The organism is Pseudomonas sp. AFG_SD02_1510_Pfu_092 (genome assembly GCF_003331055.1).
GTDB lineage: Bacteria > Pseudomonadota > Gammaproteobacteria > Pseudomonadales > Pseudomonadaceae > Aquipseudomonas.
In genome coordinates, this window is sequence record NZ_PUQD01000066.1 from 1 (window position 1) to 20,328 (window position 20,328).

The 20,328-nt window shown below is 65.9% G+C and carries 16 protein-coding genes; 9 read left to right on the plus strand and 7 right to left on the minus strand.

Translation table 11 applies throughout. The features are described from left to right. Window positions 1–157 precede the first annotated feature (157 nt). From C6A77_RS21775 to C6A77_RS21795, 5 genes are all read right to left on the minus strand, one after another. A complete protein-coding gene (locus C6A77_RS21775; RefSeq protein ID WP_114171323.1) occupies window positions 158–1,693 on the minus strand; it encodes a DHA2 family efflux MFS transporter permease subunit in 1,536 nt (511 codons plus the stop codon). After that, window positions 1,690–2,883 carry an HlyD family efflux transporter periplasmic adaptor subunit gene (locus tag C6A77_RS21780; RefSeq protein WP_114171324.1) on the minus strand — a complete coding sequence of 398 codons (1,194 nt, stop codon included), beginning with the start codon at window positions 2,881–2,883 and terminating at the stop codon, window positions 1,690–1,692. The genes C6A77_RS21775 and C6A77_RS21780 overlap by 4 nt, the downstream gene beginning before the upstream one ends. Before the next feature lie 30 nt (window positions 2,884–2,913). Then, a complete protein-coding gene (locus tag C6A77_RS21785; RefSeq protein WP_114171325.1) occupies window positions 2,914–3,387 on the minus strand; it encodes a MarR family transcriptional regulator in 474 nt (157 codons plus the stop codon). A 132-nt stretch (window positions 3,388–3,519) separates the two neighbouring features. Continuing rightward, on the minus strand, window positions 3,520–4,164 hold the full coding sequence (locus C6A77_RS21790) for a response regulator transcription factor (RefSeq protein WP_114171326.1): 645 nt from the start codon (window positions 4,162–4,164) through the stop codon (window positions 3,520–3,522). Beyond that, window positions 4,161–5,567 carry an ATP-binding protein gene (locus C6A77_RS21795; RefSeq protein ID WP_114171327.1) on the minus strand — a complete coding sequence of 469 codons (1,407 nt, stop codon included), beginning with the start codon at window positions 5,565–5,567 and terminating at the stop codon, window positions 4,161–4,163. Before C6A77_RS21795 ends, C6A77_RS21790 begins: the two co-directional genes overlap by 4 nt. Before the next feature lie 195 nt (window positions 5,568–5,762). Here C6A77_RS21795 and C6A77_RS21800 point away from each other — a divergent pair, with 195 nt between their 5' ends. The 3 genes from C6A77_RS21800 (at window position 5,763) to C6A77_RS21810 (ending at window position 10,586) form a co-directional block, all read left to right on the plus strand. After that, entirely contained in the window at window positions 5,763–7,385 is a 1,623-nt protein-coding gene (locus tag C6A77_RS21800; RefSeq protein ID WP_114171328.1) for an acyl-CoA synthetase, read from the plus strand. Window positions 7,386–7,519: 134 nt separating this feature from the next. Further along, the gene (locus tag C6A77_RS21805; RefSeq protein ID WP_114171329.1) at window positions 7,520–9,289 is read left to right on the plus strand and encodes an acyl-CoA dehydrogenase C-terminal domain-containing protein; all 1,770 of its coding nucleotides are present in this window, start codon (window positions 7,520–7,522) and stop codon (window positions 9,287–9,289) included. 289 nt (window positions 9,290–9,578) lie between these two features. After that, complete coding sequence (locus C6A77_RS21810; protein ID WP_114171330.1) at window positions 9,579–10,586, plus strand: FecR family protein; 1,008 nt, start codon at window positions 9,579–9,581, stop codon at window positions 10,584–10,586. A gap of 13 nt (window positions 10,587–10,599) precedes the next feature. On the opposite strand, the gene C6A77_RS21815 is transcribed toward C6A77_RS21810, so the two are convergent. Further along, window positions 10,600–11,919, minus strand: coding sequence for a Na+/H+ antiporter family protein (locus tag C6A77_RS21815; protein WP_114171331.1), 1,320 nt, complete (start codon window positions 11,917–11,919; stop codon window positions 10,600–10,602). 195 nt (window positions 11,920–12,114) lie between these two features. Here C6A77_RS21815 and C6A77_RS21820 point away from each other — a divergent pair, with 195 nt between their 5' ends. Beyond that, the gene (locus tag C6A77_RS21820; RefSeq protein WP_114171332.1) at window positions 12,115–14,259 is read left to right on the plus strand and encodes a methyl-accepting chemotaxis protein; all 2,145 of its coding nucleotides are present in this window, start codon (window positions 12,115–12,117) and stop codon (window positions 14,257–14,259) included. A gap of 33 nt (window positions 14,260–14,292) precedes the next feature. On the opposite strand, the gene C6A77_RS21825 is transcribed toward C6A77_RS21820, so the two are convergent. Then, window positions 14,293–16,188 (minus strand): S8 family peptidase, encoded by a 1,896-nt coding sequence (locus C6A77_RS21825; protein WP_114171333.1) that lies wholly within the window; start codon window positions 16,186–16,188, stop codon window positions 14,293–14,295. A gap of 167 nt (window positions 16,189–16,355) precedes the next feature. Between C6A77_RS21825 and C6A77_RS21830 the strand changes: the two genes are divergently transcribed. From C6A77_RS21830 to C6A77_RS21850, 5 genes are all read left to right on the plus strand, one after another. Beyond that, the gene (locus tag C6A77_RS21830) at window positions 16,356–17,372 is read left to right on the plus strand and encodes an ABC transporter substrate-binding protein (RefSeq protein ID WP_114171334.1); all 1,017 of its coding nucleotides are present in this window, start codon (window positions 16,356–16,358) and stop codon (window positions 17,370–17,372) included. Window positions 17,373–17,398: 26 nt separating this feature from the next. After that, window positions 17,399–18,040, plus strand: coding sequence for a cell wall hydrolase (locus C6A77_RS21835; protein ID WP_114171335.1), 642 nt, complete (start codon window positions 17,399–17,401; stop codon window positions 18,038–18,040). Between the two features lie 224 nt (window positions 18,041–18,264). Beyond that, a complete protein-coding gene (locus C6A77_RS21840) occupies window positions 18,265–19,116 on the plus strand; it encodes a CAP domain-containing protein (RefSeq protein ID WP_114171336.1) in 852 nt (283 codons plus the stop codon). A 37-nt stretch (window positions 19,117–19,153) separates the two neighbouring features. After that, the gene (locus C6A77_RS21845) at window positions 19,154–19,765 is read left to right on the plus strand and encodes a LysE family transporter (protein WP_114171337.1); all 612 of its coding nucleotides are present in this window, start codon (window positions 19,154–19,156) and stop codon (window positions 19,763–19,765) included. A gap of 116 nt (window positions 19,766–19,881) precedes the next feature. Then, window positions 19,882–20,232 carry a cupin gene (locus C6A77_RS21850; protein WP_114171338.1) on the plus strand — a complete coding sequence of 117 codons (351 nt, stop codon included), beginning with the start codon at window positions 19,882–19,884 and terminating at the stop codon, window positions 20,230–20,232. Window positions 20,233–20,328 lie beyond the last annotated feature (96 nt).

A 20,328-nucleotide genomic window follows, 5' to 3' on the forward strand; every position in this document is an offset into this window, starting at 1 on the left:
TGACGGGCATCCATGCCCGTCACCTCCCTCCGCAGTCCCTTCGCTCGGCCTCCTGAAGTCGCAATCTGCGGCGCCTGGGCTATCGCGCGCTTAGAAGCAAAAGCAACGGCAACGGCAACGGCAACGGCAACGGCAACGGCAACGGCAAGAGCGAAGCTCAATGCCCCGCCGACGCTGGCCCCGCCTTGGCGGTAAACGGTGGCTTGGCAAACCACACCAGCAGAATCAACCCGGCAAACACCCAGGTCATCAAGGTGAAGTAATCCACCGTCGACATCATGTACGCCTGCCCGTTGAGTATCCGCTCCAGCTGCGCATAGCTCTGCGGGCTGGCCCCGCCCAGTTGCTCCAGGGTATGCCGCGTCGCCGGGTCGAACTGGCTGATGTTCTCGCTCAGGTAAGCGTGATGCTGGTCGGCCCGACGAATCCAGATCCAGGTCGTCAACGACGCCGCAAAACTCCCGCCCAATGTGCGCAGGAAGGTCGCCAGCCCGGAGCCATCGGCGATCTGGTGCGGCGGCAAGTCGGACAGCAGGATGCTCAACGTCGGCATGAAGAACAAGGCCACGCCGATCCCCATGAACAACTGCACCAGCGCCACATGCTGGAAGTCCACCTCGCTGGTGAACCCGGCCCGCAGGTAGCAGCTGCTGCCGATCGCCAGAAACGCCAGCCCGGCCAGCACACGCAAGTCGAAGCGGTGCGCGTACTTGCCCACGAACGGCGACATGAGCACCGGTAACAGCCCGATCGGCGCCACCGCCAGGCCCGCCCACGTCGCGGTATAGCCCATCTGTGTCTGCAGCCACTGCGGCAGGATCAGGTTGATGCCGAAGAACCCCGCATACCCGCCGACCAGCACGACGGTGCCGACGCGGAAGTTGCGGTGCACGAACAGCCGCAGGTTGACCACCGGGTGGCGGTCGGTCAGCTCCCAGATCACGAACACCGCCAGGAACACCACCGAAATCAGGCTGCCAACGATGATGAACGACGACTCGAACCAGTCCAGGTCGTTGCCTTTGTCCAGCACCACCTGCAACGCGCCGACGCCGACGATCAGCGTCAGCAAGCCAATGTAGTCCATCGGCTGGCGGCTGATGACTACCGGCCGGCTGCGCATCTGCTGGCGCACCACGGCGGCGGCGAACAGGCCGATCGGCACGTTGATGAAGAAGATCCACGGCCAGCTATAGCTGTCGGTGATCCAGCCGCCGAGGATCGGCCCGGCAATCGGCGCCACCACCGTGACCATCGCCAACAGCGCCAGCGCCATGCCGCGCTTGGCCGGGGGGTACACGGCAATCAGCAGCGTCTGGGTCATCGGGTACAACGGCCCGGCCACCACCCCCTGCAACACGCGAAAACCGACCAGCTCCGGCATCGACTGGGCAATGCCGCACAGGAAAGACGCCAGCACGAACAGCAGCGTGGCCCAGATGAACAGCTTGACCTCGCCAAACCGCCGGCTCAGCCAGCCGGTCAGCGGCAAGGCGATGGCGTTGCTCACCGCGAACGAGGTGATGACCCAGGTGCCCTGCTCGTAACTCACGCCCAGGTTGCCGGAAATGGTCGGCAACGCCACGTTGGCGATGGTGGTGTCGAGCACCTGCATGAAGGTTGCCAGCGACAGGCCGATGGTGGTCAGCAGCAGGCTCGGCGGGGTGAACTGGGCAGCGGCGTTGTTGCTCATCGCTGGGCCGTCTTGCCAGGTGCGCTGTTTTCGTGGATCAGCCGGGCGATCAGGTTGTCGGCCTCGACCAGCTGGCGGTCATACACCTGAGTGGTGTAGCTGGCCTGCTGCGCGGGCTGCTGAGCCAGAGCCGGGCCGCTCTGGTCGTGCAGGTCGACCTCGACCACGGTGGACAGGCCGATACGCAACGGGTGCTCTTTGAGCTGATCAGGGCTGAGGTGGATACGCACCGGCACCCGCTGGACGATCTTGATCCAGTTGCCCGTGGCATTCTGTGCCGGCAACAGGGCAAAGGCACTGCCGGTGCCAGCGCCAAGGCTGTCGACCGTGCCGCTGTACTTGACCTCGCTGCCGTACAGGTCGGCGCTGATCTGCACCGGCTGGCCGATGCGCATGTCGCGCAGCTGGGTTTCCTTGAAATTGGCGTCGATCCACACCTGCTCCAGCGGGATCACCGCCATGGTCGCGGTGCCTGGCTGCAGGCGCTGGCCCAGTTGCACGGTACGCTTGGCGACATAACCGGTAACCGGCGCGACCAAGGTGGTGCGGGCATGGTCGAGGTAGGCCTGGCGCAGGTCGGCGGCGGCGGCCATCACCTCAGGGTGCGAGGACACCACGGTGTCGTCGACCAGGGCGCTGCTGGTACTGAGCTGCTGGCGTGCGCTGTTGACGGCAGCCTGGGCCACGCTCAGGTCATCGCGGGCATGCGACAGTTCTTCCGCCGCGATGGCACCGCTGTCGGCCAGCACCTTGCGCCGGTTGAAGTCCTGCTGCGCCTTGCGCAGTTCGGCCTGGCGGGTTTCCAGCTGGGCCTTGAGCGCGTCGACGTTGCTGTACAGCCCGCGCACCTGGCGCACGCTGCGCGCCAGCCGGGCTTCGGCGGACTGCAAGGCCACCTCGCTGTCGGCCGGGTCGAACTGCAGCAACACCTGGCCGGCGTGGACCAGGTCGCCGTCATCGGCGCCGATGCTGGTGACGGTGCCGGTAATCAGCGGCGTGATTTCCACCACATTGCCGTTGACGTAGGCGTCGTCGGTGCTTTCGTGCCAGCGCCCGACCAGGCTGTACCAGGCCCAGGCGCCAGCACCGGCAACCAGCAGCAGCAACAGCAGGCCAAGCAGCCAGGCCTTGCGCTTGCGCGACGGCTCGGGCGCGACGGAGGGGGTCGGGGTGTCTGCGGGAGTAGCCATGACAATACCTTGGAAAATACGTGACAGGGTTCAACGATCGCCGAAGCGGCGGATCGTCAACGGGTCGCCGGCAGCGAGCAGGACCTTGGCCAGCAGGCCTTCCAGGGCCTCGAGCTCTTCGGCGGCCAGTGCGCCGCACAACTCGTTCATGGCCGCGGCACCGATTTCCGGCAGGCGGTCGGCCAGGCGCTGGCCATCGGCGGTAAGCGCCAGGCGTACCTGCCGGCGGTCGTCGGCGCAGCGGTTGCGCACGATCAGTTCCTTCTGTTCGAGGCGGTCGAGCATGCGCGTCATCGAGCCGCTGTCCAGACCCAGGTAACGGCACAGCTCGGCCGGGGTGTCCACCTGGTACTGGGTGACGATGATCAGCACCTTGAACTGCGCGGCGGTGACGCCTTCGGATTCGAGGTGCCAGTCCAGAATGCGGTCCTTGAGGATCGCTGCACGGCCAAGCAGCATGCCGATGGCGCAGGTCTGGAAGTTTTCGGGGGAGAAATGGGCCATCGGAAGGCTGCTCGGGTAATTGTGTGAAAATATTACTGCCTAGGCAGTGAATGTCAAAGCTTTGATTAGGGTGCTATGGAAAATTTCATTATTACTGGCAAGTATCACCCTTTGTGAGCGCGCAAATCGCAGTCACATCGCTTTCAGGCCCAACGCCTCCACCGCCCCGCTGGCAATGGCCATGCCCACCAGCTCCGCCAGGCTGGCGGCTTGCAACCGCTTCATCACTCGCCCCCGGTACAGGTCGACGGTCTTCACGCTGATACCCAATTGCTCGGCAATCTCGCGGTTGCTCAGCCCTTGGGCCAACGGCACGAACACATCACGCTCCCGCGGCGTGAGGCCGTCGATACGCGCCTGCACCAGGGCCAGCGCCTGGTCGTCCTGGCGCGCGCGCCCGGCCTGCTCCAGGGCTGCCTGGACACTGTCGAGCAGCAACTGGTCGTTGTAGGGTTTTTCGATAAAGTCACAGGCCCCGGCCTTGAACGCCCGCACCACGATCGGCACATCGGCGTGGCCACTGACGAAGATCACCGGCAGCAGCACACCACGCTCGCGCAGCGCCTGCTGCACGGCCAGGCCACCCAGCCCGGGCATGCGCACATCCAGCAACACGCAGGCCGGCCCGTCATCCGCGCAGGCGTCGAGAAACGCCTGCCCGCTGGCAAACGGCAAGGCCTGCAGGCCTACCGACTGCAGCAGCCAGACGGTCGAATCGCGCATCCCCTGGTCATCATCGACCACATACACTTTCGCTTGCACGCTACCTCCGCTCATTCCCGGCTGACCGCCAGCCGGCAGCACAGTACCAGACCGCCATTGTCACCCGCGCGCGCCCACAGGCTGCCACCAAACCCTTCGATCAGGCTGCGGCTCATGCTCAAACCCAGGCCCAGGCCATCGACCTTGCTGGTGGTGAACGGGGTGAAGATTTCATCCAGGCGCTCGGGCGCCACGCCCGGCCCCTGGTCGGCCACCTCGACCAGCACGCCGTCGCCGTCACGGGTGGCGCTCAGCAGGATACGGGATGGCTGTTGCCCCTGCTGCTCGCGGTTGGCATCGATGGCGTTGCGCAACAGGTTCAGCAGCACCTGCTCCAGCAGTACCCGGTCGGCGTACACCAAGGGCAATTGCGCACTCATGCGCATCTCCACCTGCACCTGGTCGCGCGCGGCTTCCCAGGCACACAGGCGCATGGCTTCGCCAGCCACCTCGGCCATGTCCAGCGCCTGCAGGCGGCGCGGGCCCTTGCGCAGGAAGGCGCGCAGGCGGCGGATCACTTCGGCGGCATGGGTGGCCTGCTCGGTAATGCGCTGCAAGCCCTGGCCGACCCGGTCGCGGGCCTGCGGGTCGCGCTCCAGGCTTTGCAGGTAGCGCAGGCTGGCGTTGGCGTAGTTGACCACCGCCGCCAGCGGCTGGTTGATCTCGTGGGCGATGCCCGAGGCCAGCTCACCCAGGGTCGCCACCCGCGCACTGTGCGCCAGGCTCTGCTGGGCTTCGATGCGCAAGGTGATATCGCGGGACACGCTGACCACCTCCACCACCGCACCCGTGTAAGTTTCACGAATGGCCCGGCTGGCGATCTCGAACCAGCGGTAGCCGCCGGTAGCCTGGCGCACCCGGCAGGTCATGGTGTGATAACCGTCCTGGTCCAGGGCCGCGGCCGCCTGGCGCAGCACCTGGCGCCGTTCACGCGGATGCAGCAGGCCATGCACGGCCATGCCGCGCAGTTGCTCGGGCCACAGGCCGAGCAGGCGGAACGCCGCAGGCGAGGCATCGAGAAAACGGCCATCGGGGCTGTGCCGGGAGATCAGGTCGGTGGTGTTCTCGATGATCAGCCGGTACAGGCGCCGGGCGCGGCTGGCTTCACGCGCCCCCTGGCGCTCGTCGGTGGCGTCACGGCAACGCCCCAGCACCTGCTGGCCCTGCTCGTCCGGGATGAAGCTCCACAGCACGATGCGCTCGCCGACCTGCACTTCGACATCGGCGATCGCCCGGTGCTGGCGCAGGCAGGCGCGCACCAGGGCGCGACAGTTGGCCGGCAGCCAGCGGGCCAACGCCGGGCCTTCAGCGAGCCAGGCCTGCAACGCCGGGTTGAGCGTCAGCGGGGTGGCGTCGCCGGCCAGCATGAGGCTGGGTTGGGGGTCTTTGGCGAGCAAGGGGTAGGCAGTCTGGTCCACGGTAGGCGGCTCGTTGTTATAGTAGTTTTACTATATTGCTATAGTCGATATTCCTAATACCATAGCGGCTCGCGTAAAACTGCGACAAGCGGGAGCGGCCCGACAGTCCGCCGCCCTGCCCCCTGAACAGAGCTAACAATCAGCCACCGGGGTCACGCGCACAGGCTGCGCCTGCCTCCCCTACAGGATTACCGCATGTCGATCTATGCCCAGGGCCTGATGCCCGCTGCCGTCAACCATGTCGCCCTCACCCCGCTGAGCTTCATCGAACGCACCGCTGCCGTGTACGGCAACTACCCGGCGGTGATCCACGGTGCCATCCGCCGCAACTGGCAGGAAACCTACCAACGCTGCCGGCGCCTGGCCAGCGCCCTGGCGGGCCGGGGTGTCGGCCGTGGCGACACGGTGGCGGTGATGTTGCCGAACATTCCGGCCATGCTCGAAGCCCATTTTGGCGTGCCGATGACCGGTGCCGTGCTCAACACCCTGAACGTACGCCTGGATGCCGAGGCCATCGCCTTCATGCTGCAGCACGGCGAAGCCAAGGTGCTGATCACCGACCGCGAGTTCCACACGGTCATCGAGGCGGCCCTGGCCTTACTCGAGCACCCGCCACTGGTGGTGGATGTGGATGACCCGGAGTACGGCGAAGGCCGGCCGGCAAGCGACCTGGATTACGAGGCGTTTCTCGCCGAAGGCGACCCGGCGTTTGCCTGGCAATGGCCGGATGACGAGTGGCAGGCAATCTCGCTCAACTATACCTCCGGCACCACCGGCAACCCCAAGGGCGTGGTCTACCACCACCGTGGTGCCTACCTGAACGCACTGGGCAACCAGCTGACCTGGGCCATGGGCCAGCGCCCGGTGTACCTGTGGACCCTGCCGATGTTCCACTGCAACGGCTGGTGCTACCCCTGGACCGTCACCGCCCTGGCCGGCACTCATGTGTTCCTGCGCCGGGTCGACCCGCAGAAAATCCTGACCCTGATCCGCGAACACCGGGTCAGCCACCTATGCGGTGCGCCGATCGTGCTCAATGCCCTGGTCAACATGCCCGAGGCGGCCAAGGCGGCCATCGAACACCCGGTGCAGGCCATGGTCGCTGGCGCCGCGCCGCCGGCCAAGGTTATCGGCGCCGTGGAGGAGATGGGCATCCAGGTCACCCATACCTACGGCCTGACCGAAGTCTACGGCCCGGTCACCGTGTGTGCCTGGCATGACCACTGGGACCCACTGCCGCTGGAAGAGCGCGCGCGAATCAAGTCCCGCCAGGGCGTGCGCTACCCGACCCTCGACGGCTTGATGGTCGCCGACCCGCAAACCCTCGAGCCGGTGCCGCGCGACGGCAACACCCTGGGCGAGATCTTCATGCGCGGCAACACGGTGATGAAGGGCTATCTGAAGAACCCCGAAGCCACCGCCGAGGCCTTCCGTGGTGGCTGGTTCCACACCGGCGACCTGGCCGTGTGGCACGCCGACGGCTATGTCGAGATCAAGGACCGGCTCAAGGACATCATCATTTCCGGCGGCGAGAACATTTCCACCATCGAGGTCGAGGATGCCCTGTACAAGCACCCGGCGGTGCTGGAGGCGGCCGTGGTGGCGCGCCCGGACGACAAATGGGGGGAAACCCCGTGCGCCTTCGTGGCCCTGAAGCCGGGCCGCGAGGACACCCGCGAGGCCGACCTCACCAGCTGGTGCCGTGAGCACCTGGCCGGGTTCAAAGTGCCGAAGACCGTGGTGTTTGGCGAGTTGCCGAAAACTTCCACCGGCAAGATCCAGAAGTACGTGCTGCGCGACCGGGCCAAAGCCCTTTGAAACCGTAGCGGCCTCTTCGCGGGTAAACCCGCTCCCACAGGGATCGCAGCAAACCTGAGCCCTGCGCTTTACCTGTGGGAGCGGGCGAGCCCGCGAAGAGGCCGAGCCTGCCTTCCACCGTTCATGAGGCAACGATGACCACCTACACCGCCCCCCTGCGCGACATGCGCTTCATCCTGCACGAGCTGTTCAACGCCCCGGCCCTGTGGGCCCGCCTGCCCGCCCTGGCCGAGCGCATCGACGCCGACACCGCCGATGCCATTCTCGCGGAAGCGGCAAAAGTCACCGGCCAGCTGATTGCCCCGCTCAGCCGTAACGGCGACGAGCAAGGCGTGCGCTTCGACGCAGGCCAGGTCACCACCCCCGATGGCTTTCGCGAAGCCTGGAACCGCTACCGCGAAGGCGGCTGGGTCGGCCTGGGCGGCAACCCGGACCATGGCGGCATGGGCATGCCGAAAATGCTCGGCGTGCTGTTCGAAGAAATGCTCTACGCCGCCGACTGCAGCTTCAGCCTGTATTCGGCGCTGAGCGCCGGCAGCTGCCTGGCGATCGATGCCCACGCCAGCGAAGCGCTCAAGGCCACCTACCTGCCGCCGCTCTACGCAGGCCGCTGGGCCGGCACCATGTGCCTCACCGAACCGCACGCCGGCAGCGACCTGGGGCTGATCCGCAGCCGCGCCGAAGCCCAGGCCGACGGCAGCTATCGCATCAGCGGCAGCAAGATCTTCATCACCGGCGGCGAGCAGGACCTGACCGAGAACATCATCCACCTGGTGCTGGCGCGGCTGCCGGATGCGCCAGCCGGGCCCAAAGGCATCTCGCTGTTCCTCGTACCGAAATACCTGGTCGAGGCCGATGGCCGTCCGGGTACACGCAACGCTGCCCATTGCGGCTCGATCGAGCACAAGATGGGCATCAAGGCCTCGGCCACCTGCGTGATGAACTTCGACGGCGCCATCGGCTACCTGGTCGGCGAGCCGAACAAGGGCCTGGCGGCAATGTTCACCATGATGAACTACGAACGGCTGTCCATCGGCCTGCAAGGCATCGGCTGCGCCGAGGCGTCCTACCAGAGCGCCGCGCGCTATGCCAACGAGCGCCTGCAAAGCCGCGCCGCCAGTGGCCCGCAGACGCCGGACAAGGCCGCCGACCCGATCATTCAGCACGGCGATGTGCGCCGCATGCTGCTGACCATGCGCAGCCTTACCGAAGGCGGCCGGGCGTTCGCCGCTTATGTGGGCCAGCAGCTGGACCTGGCGCGCTACGCCGACGACGCCGGCGAACGTGAGCATGCGCAGCGCCTGGTCGCGCTGTTGACGCCGGTGGCCAAGGCGTTCTTCACCGACAACGGCCTGGAGAGCTGCGTGCTTGGCCAGCAGGTGTTTGGCGGCCATGGTTACATCCGCGAATGGGGCCAGGAACAGCGGGTGCGCGATGTGCGCATCGCACAGATCTACGAAGGCACCAACGGCATCCAGGCGCTCGACCTGCTCGGGCGCAAAGTACTGGCCGACGGCGGCCAGGCGCTGGCGAGCTTTGCCGCCGAAGTGCGGGCCTTCAGCATCGATGCGCCGCTGCACCGCGAGGCCTTGCAAGCAAGCCTGGCGCGGCTGGAGGCTACCAGCGCCTGGCTGCAGGCGCGGGCCGCCGAGGATGCCAACCTGGTCAGCGCGGTGGCGGTGGAGTACCTGCAGCTGTTCGGGCTGACCGCGTACGCCTACATGTGGGCACGGATGGCGGCGGTGGCATTGGCCAGGCGTGACGAGGATGTCGCGTTTCATGGGGCCAAGCTTGCCTGTGCGGCGTTTTTCTTCCAGCGCGTTCTACCGCGTAGCCTGGGCCTGGAGGCCAGTATTCGGGCAGGCAGTGGCAGCCTTTATGGGCTGGAGGCGGCGCAGTTCTGATGAGCCGCTGGGGGCGCTGTGCGCCCCTTTCGCGACACAAGGCCGCTCCCACAGGTATCGCACCCATCCACCGGGCAGCGCTTTACCTGTGGGAGCGGCCTTGTGTCGCGATGGGCTGCGCAGCAGCCCCAACGATCTCAGCCTGAATTTCCCTGCGCGAAGGGTTCTCAAACGCTGGAAAACCAGGGCCATTCCGACGAAAAACCGGCACAACTGATAGTCATTCGCCATTACCTCGGTTCTCGGCAGCCCATCGGCAAGGGTAGAATGCGCAAAACCCGGAGCCGCAATGAACCACGACCGCCTCAATCCCAGCCCAGACGATGCCATCACCGACGCCGCCGCGCACTGGTGCATGCGCCTGCATGCCGAAGATTGCCCGGCGGCCGAGCGCGAGGCGTTCGCCCGCTGGCTGGCGGCCGACCCACGGCATGCCGAGGAATACCAGGCCATGCTGGAAATCTGGCACACCGCCGACCTGTTGCCGCGCAACGCCACTGTGGTCGACTTCAACCCGCCCGCCGCACTAGCCCCACGCACGCGCAACTGGCGGCCATTGGCATCTGCCGCCGCCATCGCCCTGGCGGTGCTGCCGGCGGCCGGCTGGGTGGGCTGGGAACAAGGCTGGCTGCCCAATCATTACCAGCACTTCGAAGCCGGCGAGCGCATGCAGACCGTGCAGCTGAGCGACGCCAGCACGGTGCAGCTCAACCTGCATACCGAGCTCACCTACCTCAACTACAAGGACCGGCGCCAGGTCACGCTCAAACGGGGCGAAGCGTTCTTCAAGGTGCAGCACGACAGCAGCCACCCCTTCATCGTGCATGCCGGCCATGGCCAGACCCGGGTCACCGGCACCCAGTTCAACGTGTGGAAGTACCAGGACCAGGTCAAGGTGACCCTGGTGGAAGGTTCGGTGCTGGTGTCCAGCAACGGCAGCAGCGGTGGCTACCGCCTGGACCCCGGCATGCAGGCCAGCTACCGTCAGGGCGACTTCGAGCCGCAACTGGAACAGGGCGACGACTACAGCAACAGCCTGGCCTGGCGCGACGGCAAGCTGGTGCTGGACAACCTGAGCCTGAAACAGGCACTGCCGATGATCAACCGCTACCTCGAGGCGCCGCTGCTGCTGGCCGACGCCAACACCGGGCGCATTCGCATCAGCGGCATCTACAACACCCGCGAGGTGGGGCGCCTGGTCAACAACCTGCCCAAGGTGCTGCCGGTCTACCTGACCCGCAGCAAGGACGGCAGCACCGTGCTCAACCGCATCTCGCCACCGCCCGGCAAGGGCTGACGCCCTCCCCGCCCTACAGGGTCATCGCCGCCAGCCAGCCGAAGGCCAGCAGTGGCAGGTTGTAATGGATGAAGGTGGGCACCACGGTGTCCCAGATGTGGTGGTGCTGGCCATCCACGTTCAGCCCCGAGGTCGGCCCGAGGGTCGAGTCCGAGGCAGGCGAACCGGCATCACCCAGGGCACCGGCGGTACCGACGATGCACACCGTGGCCAGCGGGTCGAAGCCCAGCTGCACGCACAACGGCACGAAGATCGCGGCCAGGATCGGCACGGTGGAAAACGACGAGCCGATGCCCATGGTCACCAGCAGGCCCACCAGCAGCATCAGCAAGGCGCCGATCCCCTTGCTATGGTCGATCCACTGCGCCGAGGTCTGCACCAGGCTGTTCACCTCGCCGGTGGCCTTCATCACATCAGCGAAGCCTGAGGCGGCAATCATGATGAAGCCGATCATGGCCATCATCTTCATGCCCTCGGTGAACAGGTCGTCAGTGTCTTTCCAGCGCACGATGCCCGACAGCGAGAAGACCAGGAAACCGACCATGGCGCCGATGATCATCGAGTCCAGCCACAGCTGGACGATGAACGCCAGGGCAATCGCCAGCCCGGCCACCAGCAGGGTCAGCGGGTTGTATTGCACGCTCACCTGCTCCACCTGCTCGATACGCGCCAGATCGTAATCACGTTTCTTGCGGTAGCTGATGAACACCGCCAGCAACAGGCCGACCAGCATGCCGGCGGCCGGAATGGCCATGGCATGGGTGACATTCACGCCACTCACATCGACCCCCGCGCGGGCAACGTTGGCCAGCAGGATTTCGTTGAGGAAGATGTTGCCGAAACCCACCGGCAGGAACATGTACGGGGTGATCAGGCCGAAGGTGATCACGCAGGCGATCAGCCGGCGGTCGATGCGCAGACGGGTCAGCACGTACAGCAACGGCGGCACCAGCAACGGAATGAAGGCGATGTGGATCGGCAGAATGTTCTGCGACGACACCGCCACCACCAGCATCAGGCCGACCAGCAACCATTTGACCTTGCCGCCATTGGCGTGGCCCTGACGGTCGATCATGGCCAGGGCGCGATCAGCCAGGGCATGCGCCAGGCCGGACTTGGCGATCGCCACGGCAAAAGCGCCCAGCAGTGCGTAGGACAACGCCACCGTGGCCCCGCCACCGAGGCCGCCGTTGAACGCCTTGAGCGTGCCCTCGATGCCCAGGCCGCCCACCAGCCCACCGGCCAGGGCCCCGACGATCAAGGCGATGACCACGTGCACGCGGGACAGGCTGAGTATCAGCATGATGCCGACCGCGGCGATCACTGCATTCATGGATGGCTTACCTCATTGCGCAGAAAAAAGCGCGCACTGTGCAGCAGTGGGCGGCGGATGTCAAAAGCGCCATGTTGCGGCGCATTACCAATGCCTGACGCGGCCCGGCGGTTAAATTGAACGTTTGAATAAAGAAAAGCCCGCGGCGGCCGACACAATCGTCAGCCACACTCTTATTACAAGGGATCCGCCCCCATGCCTTTGCGACAACTTTCCATCCAGTGGAAGATCACTCTGCTCGCCGGTCTCTGCCTGGCCGGCATCGTCACCCTGCTCGTCGGCCTGTCGCTGTACCGCATGGACCACAGCTCGGACCTGGTCAAGGCCAGCAGCATGCAGATGCTGACCGAATCGGCGCAGTCGCGCATCGAGTCGCAAGGCGAGGTGCAGGCGCTGAACATTCGCCGCCAGTTCATGGACGCCTACCAGTACGGCGCTGGCTTCGCCCGCCAGGTGCTGTTCCTGCGTGAGCAGGCGGAAAAGCGCTTTCTCGATGCCTTCGACCTGCGCGAGGACATGACTCGCCAGGTGCGCGCCGCGTTGCAGGCCAACCCTGACCTGCTGGGCCTGTCGCTGGTGTTCGAGCCCAACGCCCTGGACAACAAGGACAGCCTGTTCGTCGACAAGGCAGAACTGGGCAGCAACGAAACCGGGCGTTTCGCCTTGTACTGGTCGCAGCCGCGCGTCGGCCAGCTGACCGCCATGGCCCTGCCCGAGCGGGACATGGCCAATACCGAGGTCGGCCCCAGCGGCCAGCCGGCCAACACCTGGTGGGTGTGCCCACGCACGTCCGGCAAGGTCTGCGTGGTGGAACCGTACTTCTACGACATCGATGGCCAGCAGGTGCTGATGACCAGCATCGTCTTCCCGCTGGCAGTCGACGGCAAGGTGATCGCCACCCTGTCCATCGACATCAACCTCAACAGCCTGCAGGCCCTCAGCCAGGAGGCCAGCCGCAGCCTGTACGAAGGCCGCACCACGGTCGGCATCCTCAGCCCGGTCGGCCTGCTGGCCGGCTACAGCGCCGACGCCAGCAAGCTGGCCCAGCGCTTCGACCAGGTCGACACCGCCAAGGGTGCCGAGCTGGTGCGCAAGCTGGCCGACGGCAAGCTGACCATCGTCCACGACCAGCAGCGCCTGAAGGTGTTGGCCGCGTTCCGGCCGATCCCGGATGCCCAGCCCTGGGGCGTGCTGCTGGACGTGCCGGAAAACGCCCTGACCGGGCCGGCCGAAGCGCTGAAACAGGAGCTGGACGCGCTGAACACCAGCGGCACCCTGCTGGAGCTGGGCCTGGGCCTGGCGGCGGCGATTGCCGGCCTGCTGATGGTGTGGCTGATGGCCCGTGGCGTCACCCGGCCGATCCTCGGCGTGGCCAGCATGCTCAAGGACATCGCCAGCGGCGAGGGTGACCTGACCCGCCGCCTGACCTATCAGAAGCAGGACGAACTGGGCGAACTGGCCGGCTGGTTCAACCGCTTCCTCGACAAGCTGCAGCCGACCATCGCCGAGGTCAAGCGCTCGGTGCAGGCCGCCCGTGGCACCGCCGACCAGTCCTCGGCGATTGCCAGCGAAACCAGCGCCGGCATGGAACAGCAGTACCGCCAGGTCGACCAGGTGGCCACTGCCTCGCATGAAATGAGCGCCACCGCCCAGGACGTCGCCCGCAGCGCCGCGCAGGCTGCCCAGGCCGCGCGCGATGCCGACCAGGCCACCCGCGAAGGCCTGGCGGTGATCGACCGCACCACCCACAGCATCGGGGCCCTCGCCGCCGACATGAGCCACGCCATGGCCGAGGTCGAGGGCCTGGCGCAGAACAGCGAAAAGATCGGTTCGGTGCTGGAGGTGATCCGCTCGATCGCCGAACAGACCAACCTGCTGGCGCTCAACGCCGCCATCGAGGCGGCCCGCGCCGGGGAAGCCGGCCGTGGCTTCGCGGTGGTGGCCGACGAAGTGCGCAACCTGGCCCAGCGCACCCAGGAGTCGGTGGAAGAAACCCGTCAGGTGATCGAAGCGTTGCAGAACGGCACCCGCGAAGTGGTCGGTGCCATGGACAACAGCCACCGCCAGGCCCAGGGCGGCGTGCAGCAGGTGGGCCAGGCGGTCACCGCGCTGCAGCGCATCGGCCAGGCCGTGACGGTGATTTCCGACATGAACCTGCAGATCGCCTCGGCTGCCGAGGAGCAGAGCGCGGTGGCCGAGGAAATCAACAGCAACGTGGCCACCATCCGCGACGTCACCGAATCGCTGTCGGGGCAGGCCAACGAGTCGGCGCGGGTCAGCCAGTCGCTGAACAGCCTGGCCAACCAGCAACAGGCGCTGATGGACCAGTTCCGCGTGTAATGGCTGGCAGGGCCGGTGCCAGCCGGCCCTGCCTCAGGCTTCGAAGCGGCCACCGCCGAGAATCCGGTCCAGCAGCACCAGGGCGCCATGCACATTGGGCCGGGCGCCCATCGGCAGCACATCGGTACCCTCAAGCGTTGCGTCGTCGTAGCCGGACACCATCACCAGCTGGTGCATCTGGTTGCCATTCAGGTAGATGTGGTGGTGCTCAATGGCATACGACTGGATCAGGCCCAGGGCGCCGACCACCATCGGCGTCGCGCTCGAGGTGCCGGCATAGTTTGCCGAATAATCCCGGTCATCGCCGCCCAGGTCCTGCAAGTCACCCCGCGACAAGGTCACCACGCTGTCACCCCAGGCATTGAGCATGCGGTAGGGATAATGGTGGTTCGAATAGGCATGGGGCTTACCATCCCAGGACTGACAGGCACCTACCAGAATAGTCCCTGAATCGCCGTGGTCATCGAAGTAGCGCCACTGCGACAAGTCGAGCCCCTGGCCTGCTCGTGTGCCCTTGTCTGCCAGGGTCGCGCTGCTGCCGTTGGCTGCCGCATTGACCACCACCGCGCCGCGCTCGCTCAGTTGCTGCATCACGGTCCACCAGGCCTGGTCATGCAAGGATGGCAGCAGGCTGCTGAGCACTTCGCTGTTGGCGGTCTGGCGATTGATGCCGACGATATCCCCTGGCTCGACGTTGCGCAGCAGATCCTTCAGCGCCTGAAATTGCCTTTGCGCATCCATGGCGCGGTTGTTGTAGAGGTACAGTTCGCTGTCGTGGCTGATCCCGGTGACCCCCATGTCATTGCGCGTGGCAACGATGATGCCTGCCGAAGCGGTGCCGTGGCTGGGGTTGTGGTTCGGTTCGAGCGAGACGATCTTCAAGGCGGGATTGCCGCGCAGGTCTTCGTGCTGCGGGTACAACCCACCATCACAGAAGTGGATACGCGCGCCTTTGCCGGTAACCTGCTTTGCCCATGCCCGGCGCACGTTCAGCCCCTGCCCTCTTGGGCCGGGTTGGTCCAGGTAGTTCTGGCGGGGTTCGAAGTCAGGCGTTGGCTGCGCATCTTCATAGGCTTTGTTGCCCGCCACCACGGCGGCGCCGGTCAGCAGGGTCGCCAGCAGCCCCGCCAGTACCAGCGCCACGGGATGGGGTTCTGGCTCGGGCTGCACGAACTCCATGGCGTGCACGTACTCGAGCGCGGCCAAGTCCTTGAGCAACGCCGCGTAGGTGTCGTTCAGCATGCTTGCGGGCTGTTCGAGGTAACAGTACTGGCGCAGCGGCCGCAGCCGGGCCTCACTCAGCTCGCCGCCGCTCAGCAGCGGCGTTGGTGCGATCACGGCCTGCAGGCCAGGCCAACGGCGCGCCAGCAACGCGCCAGAGCCGGGTTGCAGATCGTGAAGCAGGCGTTCATGCCCACCAGCGCCGAAACGGATGAGCAATGTCGGGTAACGGCTGCCCGGTACGGGCGCAGGCCATAAGGGCGTGGGCACGGCATCGTCATGGCCGGACGCACGCTTGCGGCGAGCATTCGCGGGCAGCGGTATCTTGTCGAGCAGGCTGCGGTTCGGTTCATCTGCCTGGATGTCGAGTACCAGCGGCGGCATCTCGATGACCCCGGCCCATCCGGTGGCTCGACCAAGCGCCGCTGCATGCTCATCCAGTAACACGACCTTGGGCCGTATGGTGTAGGTACCGGGCTCGTCGTCCGCCACCAGGGTGGCCGGGCAGCCATGGTCGGCCAGCTTGCCGCTACGCGCTTGCGAATGCACCGAGACCCCTCTGAACGAGACCGGGCCCTCGCTGCCGGTACGCTCATACTCATAACGGATACGGTCCACCTTGTACAGGTCTGCACCGGTACAGCGGATGTGCAGTTTTCCGTCGAAGCGGAAGTTGCGGTAATAAATGAAGTTCAGAGCCAGTGTCATCGGGGCGCCTCCAAGGTCGCGCAAAACAGGTAGCCGGACGGCGGCGCTCACTGTTGCAAGCGGATGCCACGCTTGCCATCGGGAGGGTGTTCCCTTGCACAAAAGCGGGCCGCGGTGCCGGTCGTCTACACTTGTCGCACCCTGAAAAAGCCACCGACGAGGCGCCGATGAAGAAGATTCCAACGCTGCTGGCCGGCCTGTTGCTTACCGTGGGCCTGGCCAGCACCGACAGCGCCGCTTCGGCAGAACGCAGCGCGCCCATCCACTTTGGCGCCATTGGCTGGGAAAGCGGTGCCCTGACCACCGAGATCCTGCGGTTGATCGTGGAGCGCGGCTATGGCTACCCCACCGATACCCTGCCCGGCAGCACGGTGAGCATGGAGGTGGCCCTGGCGCGCAACGACCTGCAAGTGATCGCCGAAGAATGGGCCGGGCGCAGCCCGGCGTGGGTCAAGGCCGAGCAAGCGGGCCAGGTCTATGCCCTGGGTGACACGGTGAAAAACGCCGAAGAAGGCTGGTGGGTGCCGGCCTATGTGATTGAAGGCGACGCTGCTCGCAAGCTGAAACCAATGGCACCTGACCTGCGCAGTGTCGAGGACCTGAAACGTTACCCCCAGGTGTTTCGCGACCCGGAGTCGCCCGGGAAAGGGCGCTTTCTCAACAGCCCCGCCGGCTGGACCTCGGAAACCGTCAACAGCCAGAAGCTCAAGGCCTACGGCCTGGATGAGCTGTACAGCAACTTCCGCACCGGCTCGGGAGCGGCGATGGACGCCGAAGTCGCCTCGGCCATTCGCCGGGGCCAGGCGGTGCTGTTCTACTACTGGAACCCCACGCCGCTGATGGGGCGCTACAAGCTCATACGGCTGGAGGAACCGCCGTTCGATGCCCAGGCCTGGGCCACCCTCACCGATGCCGGTAACCCCAACCCGAAAGGCAGCCGTTCGCTGCCAGCGAAACTGTCGATCGGTGTGTCCAGGGATTTTCGCGACAGCTACCCGGAGCTGGTCAGCGTGTTCGAACAGGTCGACCTGCCCATCGACCGGCTGAACCAGGCGCTGGCAGCCATGAGCGAAAAGCGTACGCCACCGCGCGATGCTGCACTCAGCTTCCTGCGCGATAACCGCGAGGTGTGGAAGGCCTGGCTGCCGGCGGACATCGCCGCCAAGGTCGAAGGCAGCCTGTGAACCAGCCGACAATTCGGAACTTGCCCATGCGTCTTTCGTGGAGGGTGATCGGCCTGGCCTCGGCCCTGCTCGCAGGCGCTTTGCACGCAGGCGCTTTGCACGCAGGCCCTTTGCACGCAGCCGATGCAGCCAAGGCAGCAGTCGCCGAGGACAAGGCCGCAGTGCTCGAGGAGAAAGTGGCGGATGACGCCGCACCGCCGAAAAAGGCCGAAACCCTTACCCCGGGTGAAGCGCAGGCGGTAGACCCGGCCGGCCAGGCGCCGCTGGACGACAGCCTCACCTGCCTGGCCCGCACCATTTACTGGGAGGCCAAAGGTGCCGACGCCGAAGACATGGCGGCCGTGGCCAGCGTGGTGCTCAACCGCCTGGGCCACGACGGTTTTCCAGACACCATCTGCGCGGTGGTCAAACAGGGCGTGGAGAGCAAGGCCTGCCAGTTCTCCTGGTGGTGCGACGGGCGCCCCGACCAGGTCGAGGAAGCGCAACGCTACGGCATTGCCAAGGAGATCGCGCGCAAGGCGCTCAACCAGCAACTGAAGGACACTACCGGGGGTGCCCTGTACTTCCATGACCCTGCTGTGCACCCGGACTGGGCCAAGGCCTACCGCAGAACCGCACGAACCCGGCATTTTCTGTTCTACAAGCCGAACCCGGCGCTGGCCCGCTGATGCCGGGGTGCCAGGCAGCCCGACACAGCGCCTGAGCGTGCTGGCGTGAAGCGCATGATTATCCCCATCGCACTTTTGCCCAGGCCAAGGGTCTACTGCCTCTTTTGCCGCCCACAACGATTGCCGGCGTTTTCATTGCTTTGCACGATCCCAGGCCAAAAGCCCTGGGCTTGTGTAGGATGAGCAGCGCATACCACGACGCTGCCAGTCATAGGGAGATCCACATGCGCGTCCTGTCATCCGTTGCCGCCTTGTCGCTGGGCCTGGTCGTCACGACCGGGGCACTGGCTGCCACCGGCGAAGAGGCGCAGCTGATCGATTCGATCAATGTCTACCGCAGCAAGGCCCAGCCCTGCGGTGGCGAAGCGTCGCTGGAGCTGCCGCCGCTCAACAGCGATACCCGCCTGGCGCTGTCGCCGGAGGGCACCCGCGACCTGCAGCAGGCCATGACCCGCGCCGCCTACCCCATGGTCAATGTGCAGGCCATCAGCCTGTCGGGGCCGCGCGATGCGCAGGCCGCCATGCATGCCATCGAAGAGAGTTTCTGCCAGGTGGTGCTCGACCCGCAGTTCGTCGACATCGGCGTCAGCCAGGAAGGCCGCGACTGGCGCATCGTGCTGGCCCGACCGCTGCTCAGCGGCCGCCTGGGCGACTGGCAGGCCGAGGGGCAGAAAGTACTGCAGGAAATCAACGCCGCGCGCCAGGTGCCGCGCCAATGCGGTGGCCAGCCCTTCGCCGCCGCCCCCGCGCTGAGCTGGAGCACGGCGCTGGCCGGGGTCGCCGCCAACCACACCCGGGCCATGGCCAACCAGAACTTCTTCGATCACATCGACAAGGATGGCCGTACCCCCGGTGACCGGGCGGAACTGGCCGGTTACCTGTACCAGCAGATCGGCGAAAACATCGCCGCCGGGCGCGACACCGCACGCAAGGTGGTCGATGGCTGGCTGGACAGCCCGGGGCATTGCGCGACGCTGATGAACCCGGACTTCCGGGAACTGGGTGCTGCGTATGCCGTGGACCCGAAGAGTGACGCCGGCATTTACTGGACGGGCTTGTTCGGCACTGCGCAATAAGCCGGACGCCTTCGAAAGCAACCAGGAATTTCTGATCATGGCATTCGACACCTGGCTTATCTACCTGCTGGCAAGTCTCGGCCTGTCGCTGACCCCAGGCCCCAACAGCCTGCTGGCACTGACCCACGGCGCGCTGTATGGCGCGCGCCGAACGTTGTTCACCATCGTCGGCGGGGTGTTCGGCTTCAGCGCCCTGATTGCCTTGGCCATGTTCGGCCTCGGCGCATTGCTGCAGACCTCGGCGTCGATACTGAGCGTGCTCAAGTGGGTCGGTGGCGCCTATCTGCTGTGGCTGGGTATTCAGCTGTGGCGCAGCCCGGCCCTGCACCTGGAGCCGGCCGGGCAAAGCGCGCGGCTGGGCAATGCCGACCTGTTTCGCCAAGGCCTGTTGTCGGCCATGGCCAACCCCAAGGTGCTGTTGTTCTATGGCGCGTTCCTGCCGCAATTCATCGACCCGCAGCGCGGGCTGCTGGTGCAGTTCGTGGTGATGGCGGCGACGTTTGCCAGCGTCGAATGCCTGGTCGAATACCTGTTGGCACGCCTGGCATTTCGCATTCGGCCTTGGCTGGCCAAGGGTGGCAAGGGCTTCAATCGTTGCTGCGGCAGTTTGTTTGCCGTGATTGGCGTGGCGTTGCCACTTGGGCGCTAGCTAGCGGCATTTTCCAAGTATCGGAACGTTCTTACAAACAGCCGGGCCCTTGAAGAAGCGCAGCGCGGGGCAATTGCGTCCATAGTGGAACCATTCCCGTTCCAGCGAGGCGCGCCATGACACCGACCAACCTGCTGACTGCCCTGCCCCCCTGTGACCCCGCCAGTGCCGAGCGCATCGACCCCTTGCTCAGCCGCCCGGGGGTGCGTGTGGAACGCATCGTTTCCACCGGCCAGGCCAGCCCGCCCGGCTTCTGGTACGACCAGGCCGAAGGCGAATGGATCGTGCTGGTCAGTGGCGCGGCGGGCCTGCGCTTCGAGCACGAGGACTACACCCGCCTGCTGGCGCCGGGCGATTGCCTGGACATCCCGCCGCACTATCGCCACCGCGTGGAATGGACCGCACCCGACACGGCGACCATCTGGCTGGCGGTGTTCTACAGCAGCGCCACGCCGTGGCCGGCGTGACACCGGTAGCGGCAACACGGCGCACCGAACCCTGCGACAATCGGCCTCACAAAATTATGTACCAACTTGTTAATTAGCAAGCTAAGGGATTACACT

What these genes read in the sequence shown, in the direction of transcription:
- C6A77_RS21775 (WP_114171323.1), bottom strand. Translation starts at nt 1,693, where the DNA reads ATGAGCAACAACGCCGCTGCCCAGTTCACCCCGCCGAGCCTGCTGCTG.
- C6A77_RS21780 (WP_114171324.1), bottom strand. Translation starts at nt 2,883, where the DNA reads ATGGCTACTCCCGCAGACACCCCGACCCCCTCCGTCGCGCCCGAGCCG.
- C6A77_RS21785 (WP_114171325.1), bottom strand. Translation starts at nt 3,387, where the DNA reads ATGGCCCATTTCTCCCCCGAAAACTTCCAGACCTGCGCCATCGGCATG.
- C6A77_RS21790 (WP_114171326.1), bottom strand. Translation starts at nt 4,164, where the DNA reads ATGAGCGGAGGTAGCGTGCAAGCGAAAGTGTATGTGGTCGATGATGAC.
- C6A77_RS21800 (WP_114171328.1), top strand. Translation starts at nt 5,763, where the DNA reads ATGTCGATCTATGCCCAGGGCCTGATGCCCGCTGCCGTCAACCATGTC.
- C6A77_RS21805 (WP_114171329.1), top strand. Translation starts at nt 7,520, where the DNA reads ATGACCACCTACACCGCCCCCCTGCGCGACATGCGCTTCATCCTGCAC.
- C6A77_RS21810 (WP_114171330.1), top strand. Translation starts at nt 9,579, where the DNA reads ATGAACCACGACCGCCTCAATCCCAGCCCAGACGATGCCATCACCGAC.
- C6A77_RS21815 (WP_114171331.1), bottom strand. Translation starts at nt 11,919, where the DNA reads ATGAATGCAGTGATCGCCGCGGTCGGCATCATGCTGATACTCAGCCTG.
- C6A77_RS21820 (WP_114171332.1), top strand. Translation starts at nt 12,115, where the DNA reads ATGCCTTTGCGACAACTTTCCATCCAGTGGAAGATCACTCTGCTCGCC.
- C6A77_RS21825 (WP_114171333.1), bottom strand. Translation starts at nt 16,188, where the DNA reads ATGACACTGGCTCTGAACTTCATTTATTACCGCAACTTCCGCTTCGAC.
- C6A77_RS21830 (WP_114171334.1), top strand. Translation starts at nt 16,356, where the DNA reads ATGAAGAAGATTCCAACGCTGCTGGCCGGCCTGTTGCTTACCGTGGGC.
- C6A77_RS21835 (WP_114171335.1), top strand. Translation starts at nt 17,399, where the DNA reads ATGCGTCTTTCGTGGAGGGTGATCGGCCTGGCCTCGGCCCTGCTCGCA.
- C6A77_RS21840 (WP_114171336.1), top strand. Translation starts at nt 18,265, where the DNA reads ATGCGCGTCCTGTCATCCGTTGCCGCCTTGTCGCTGGGCCTGGTCGTC.
- C6A77_RS21845 (WP_114171337.1), top strand. Translation starts at nt 19,154, where the DNA reads ATGGCATTCGACACCTGGCTTATCTACCTGCTGGCAAGTCTCGGCCTG.
- C6A77_RS21850 (WP_114171338.1), top strand. Translation starts at nt 19,882, where the DNA reads ATGACACCGACCAACCTGCTGACTGCCCTGCCCCCCTGTGACCCCGCC.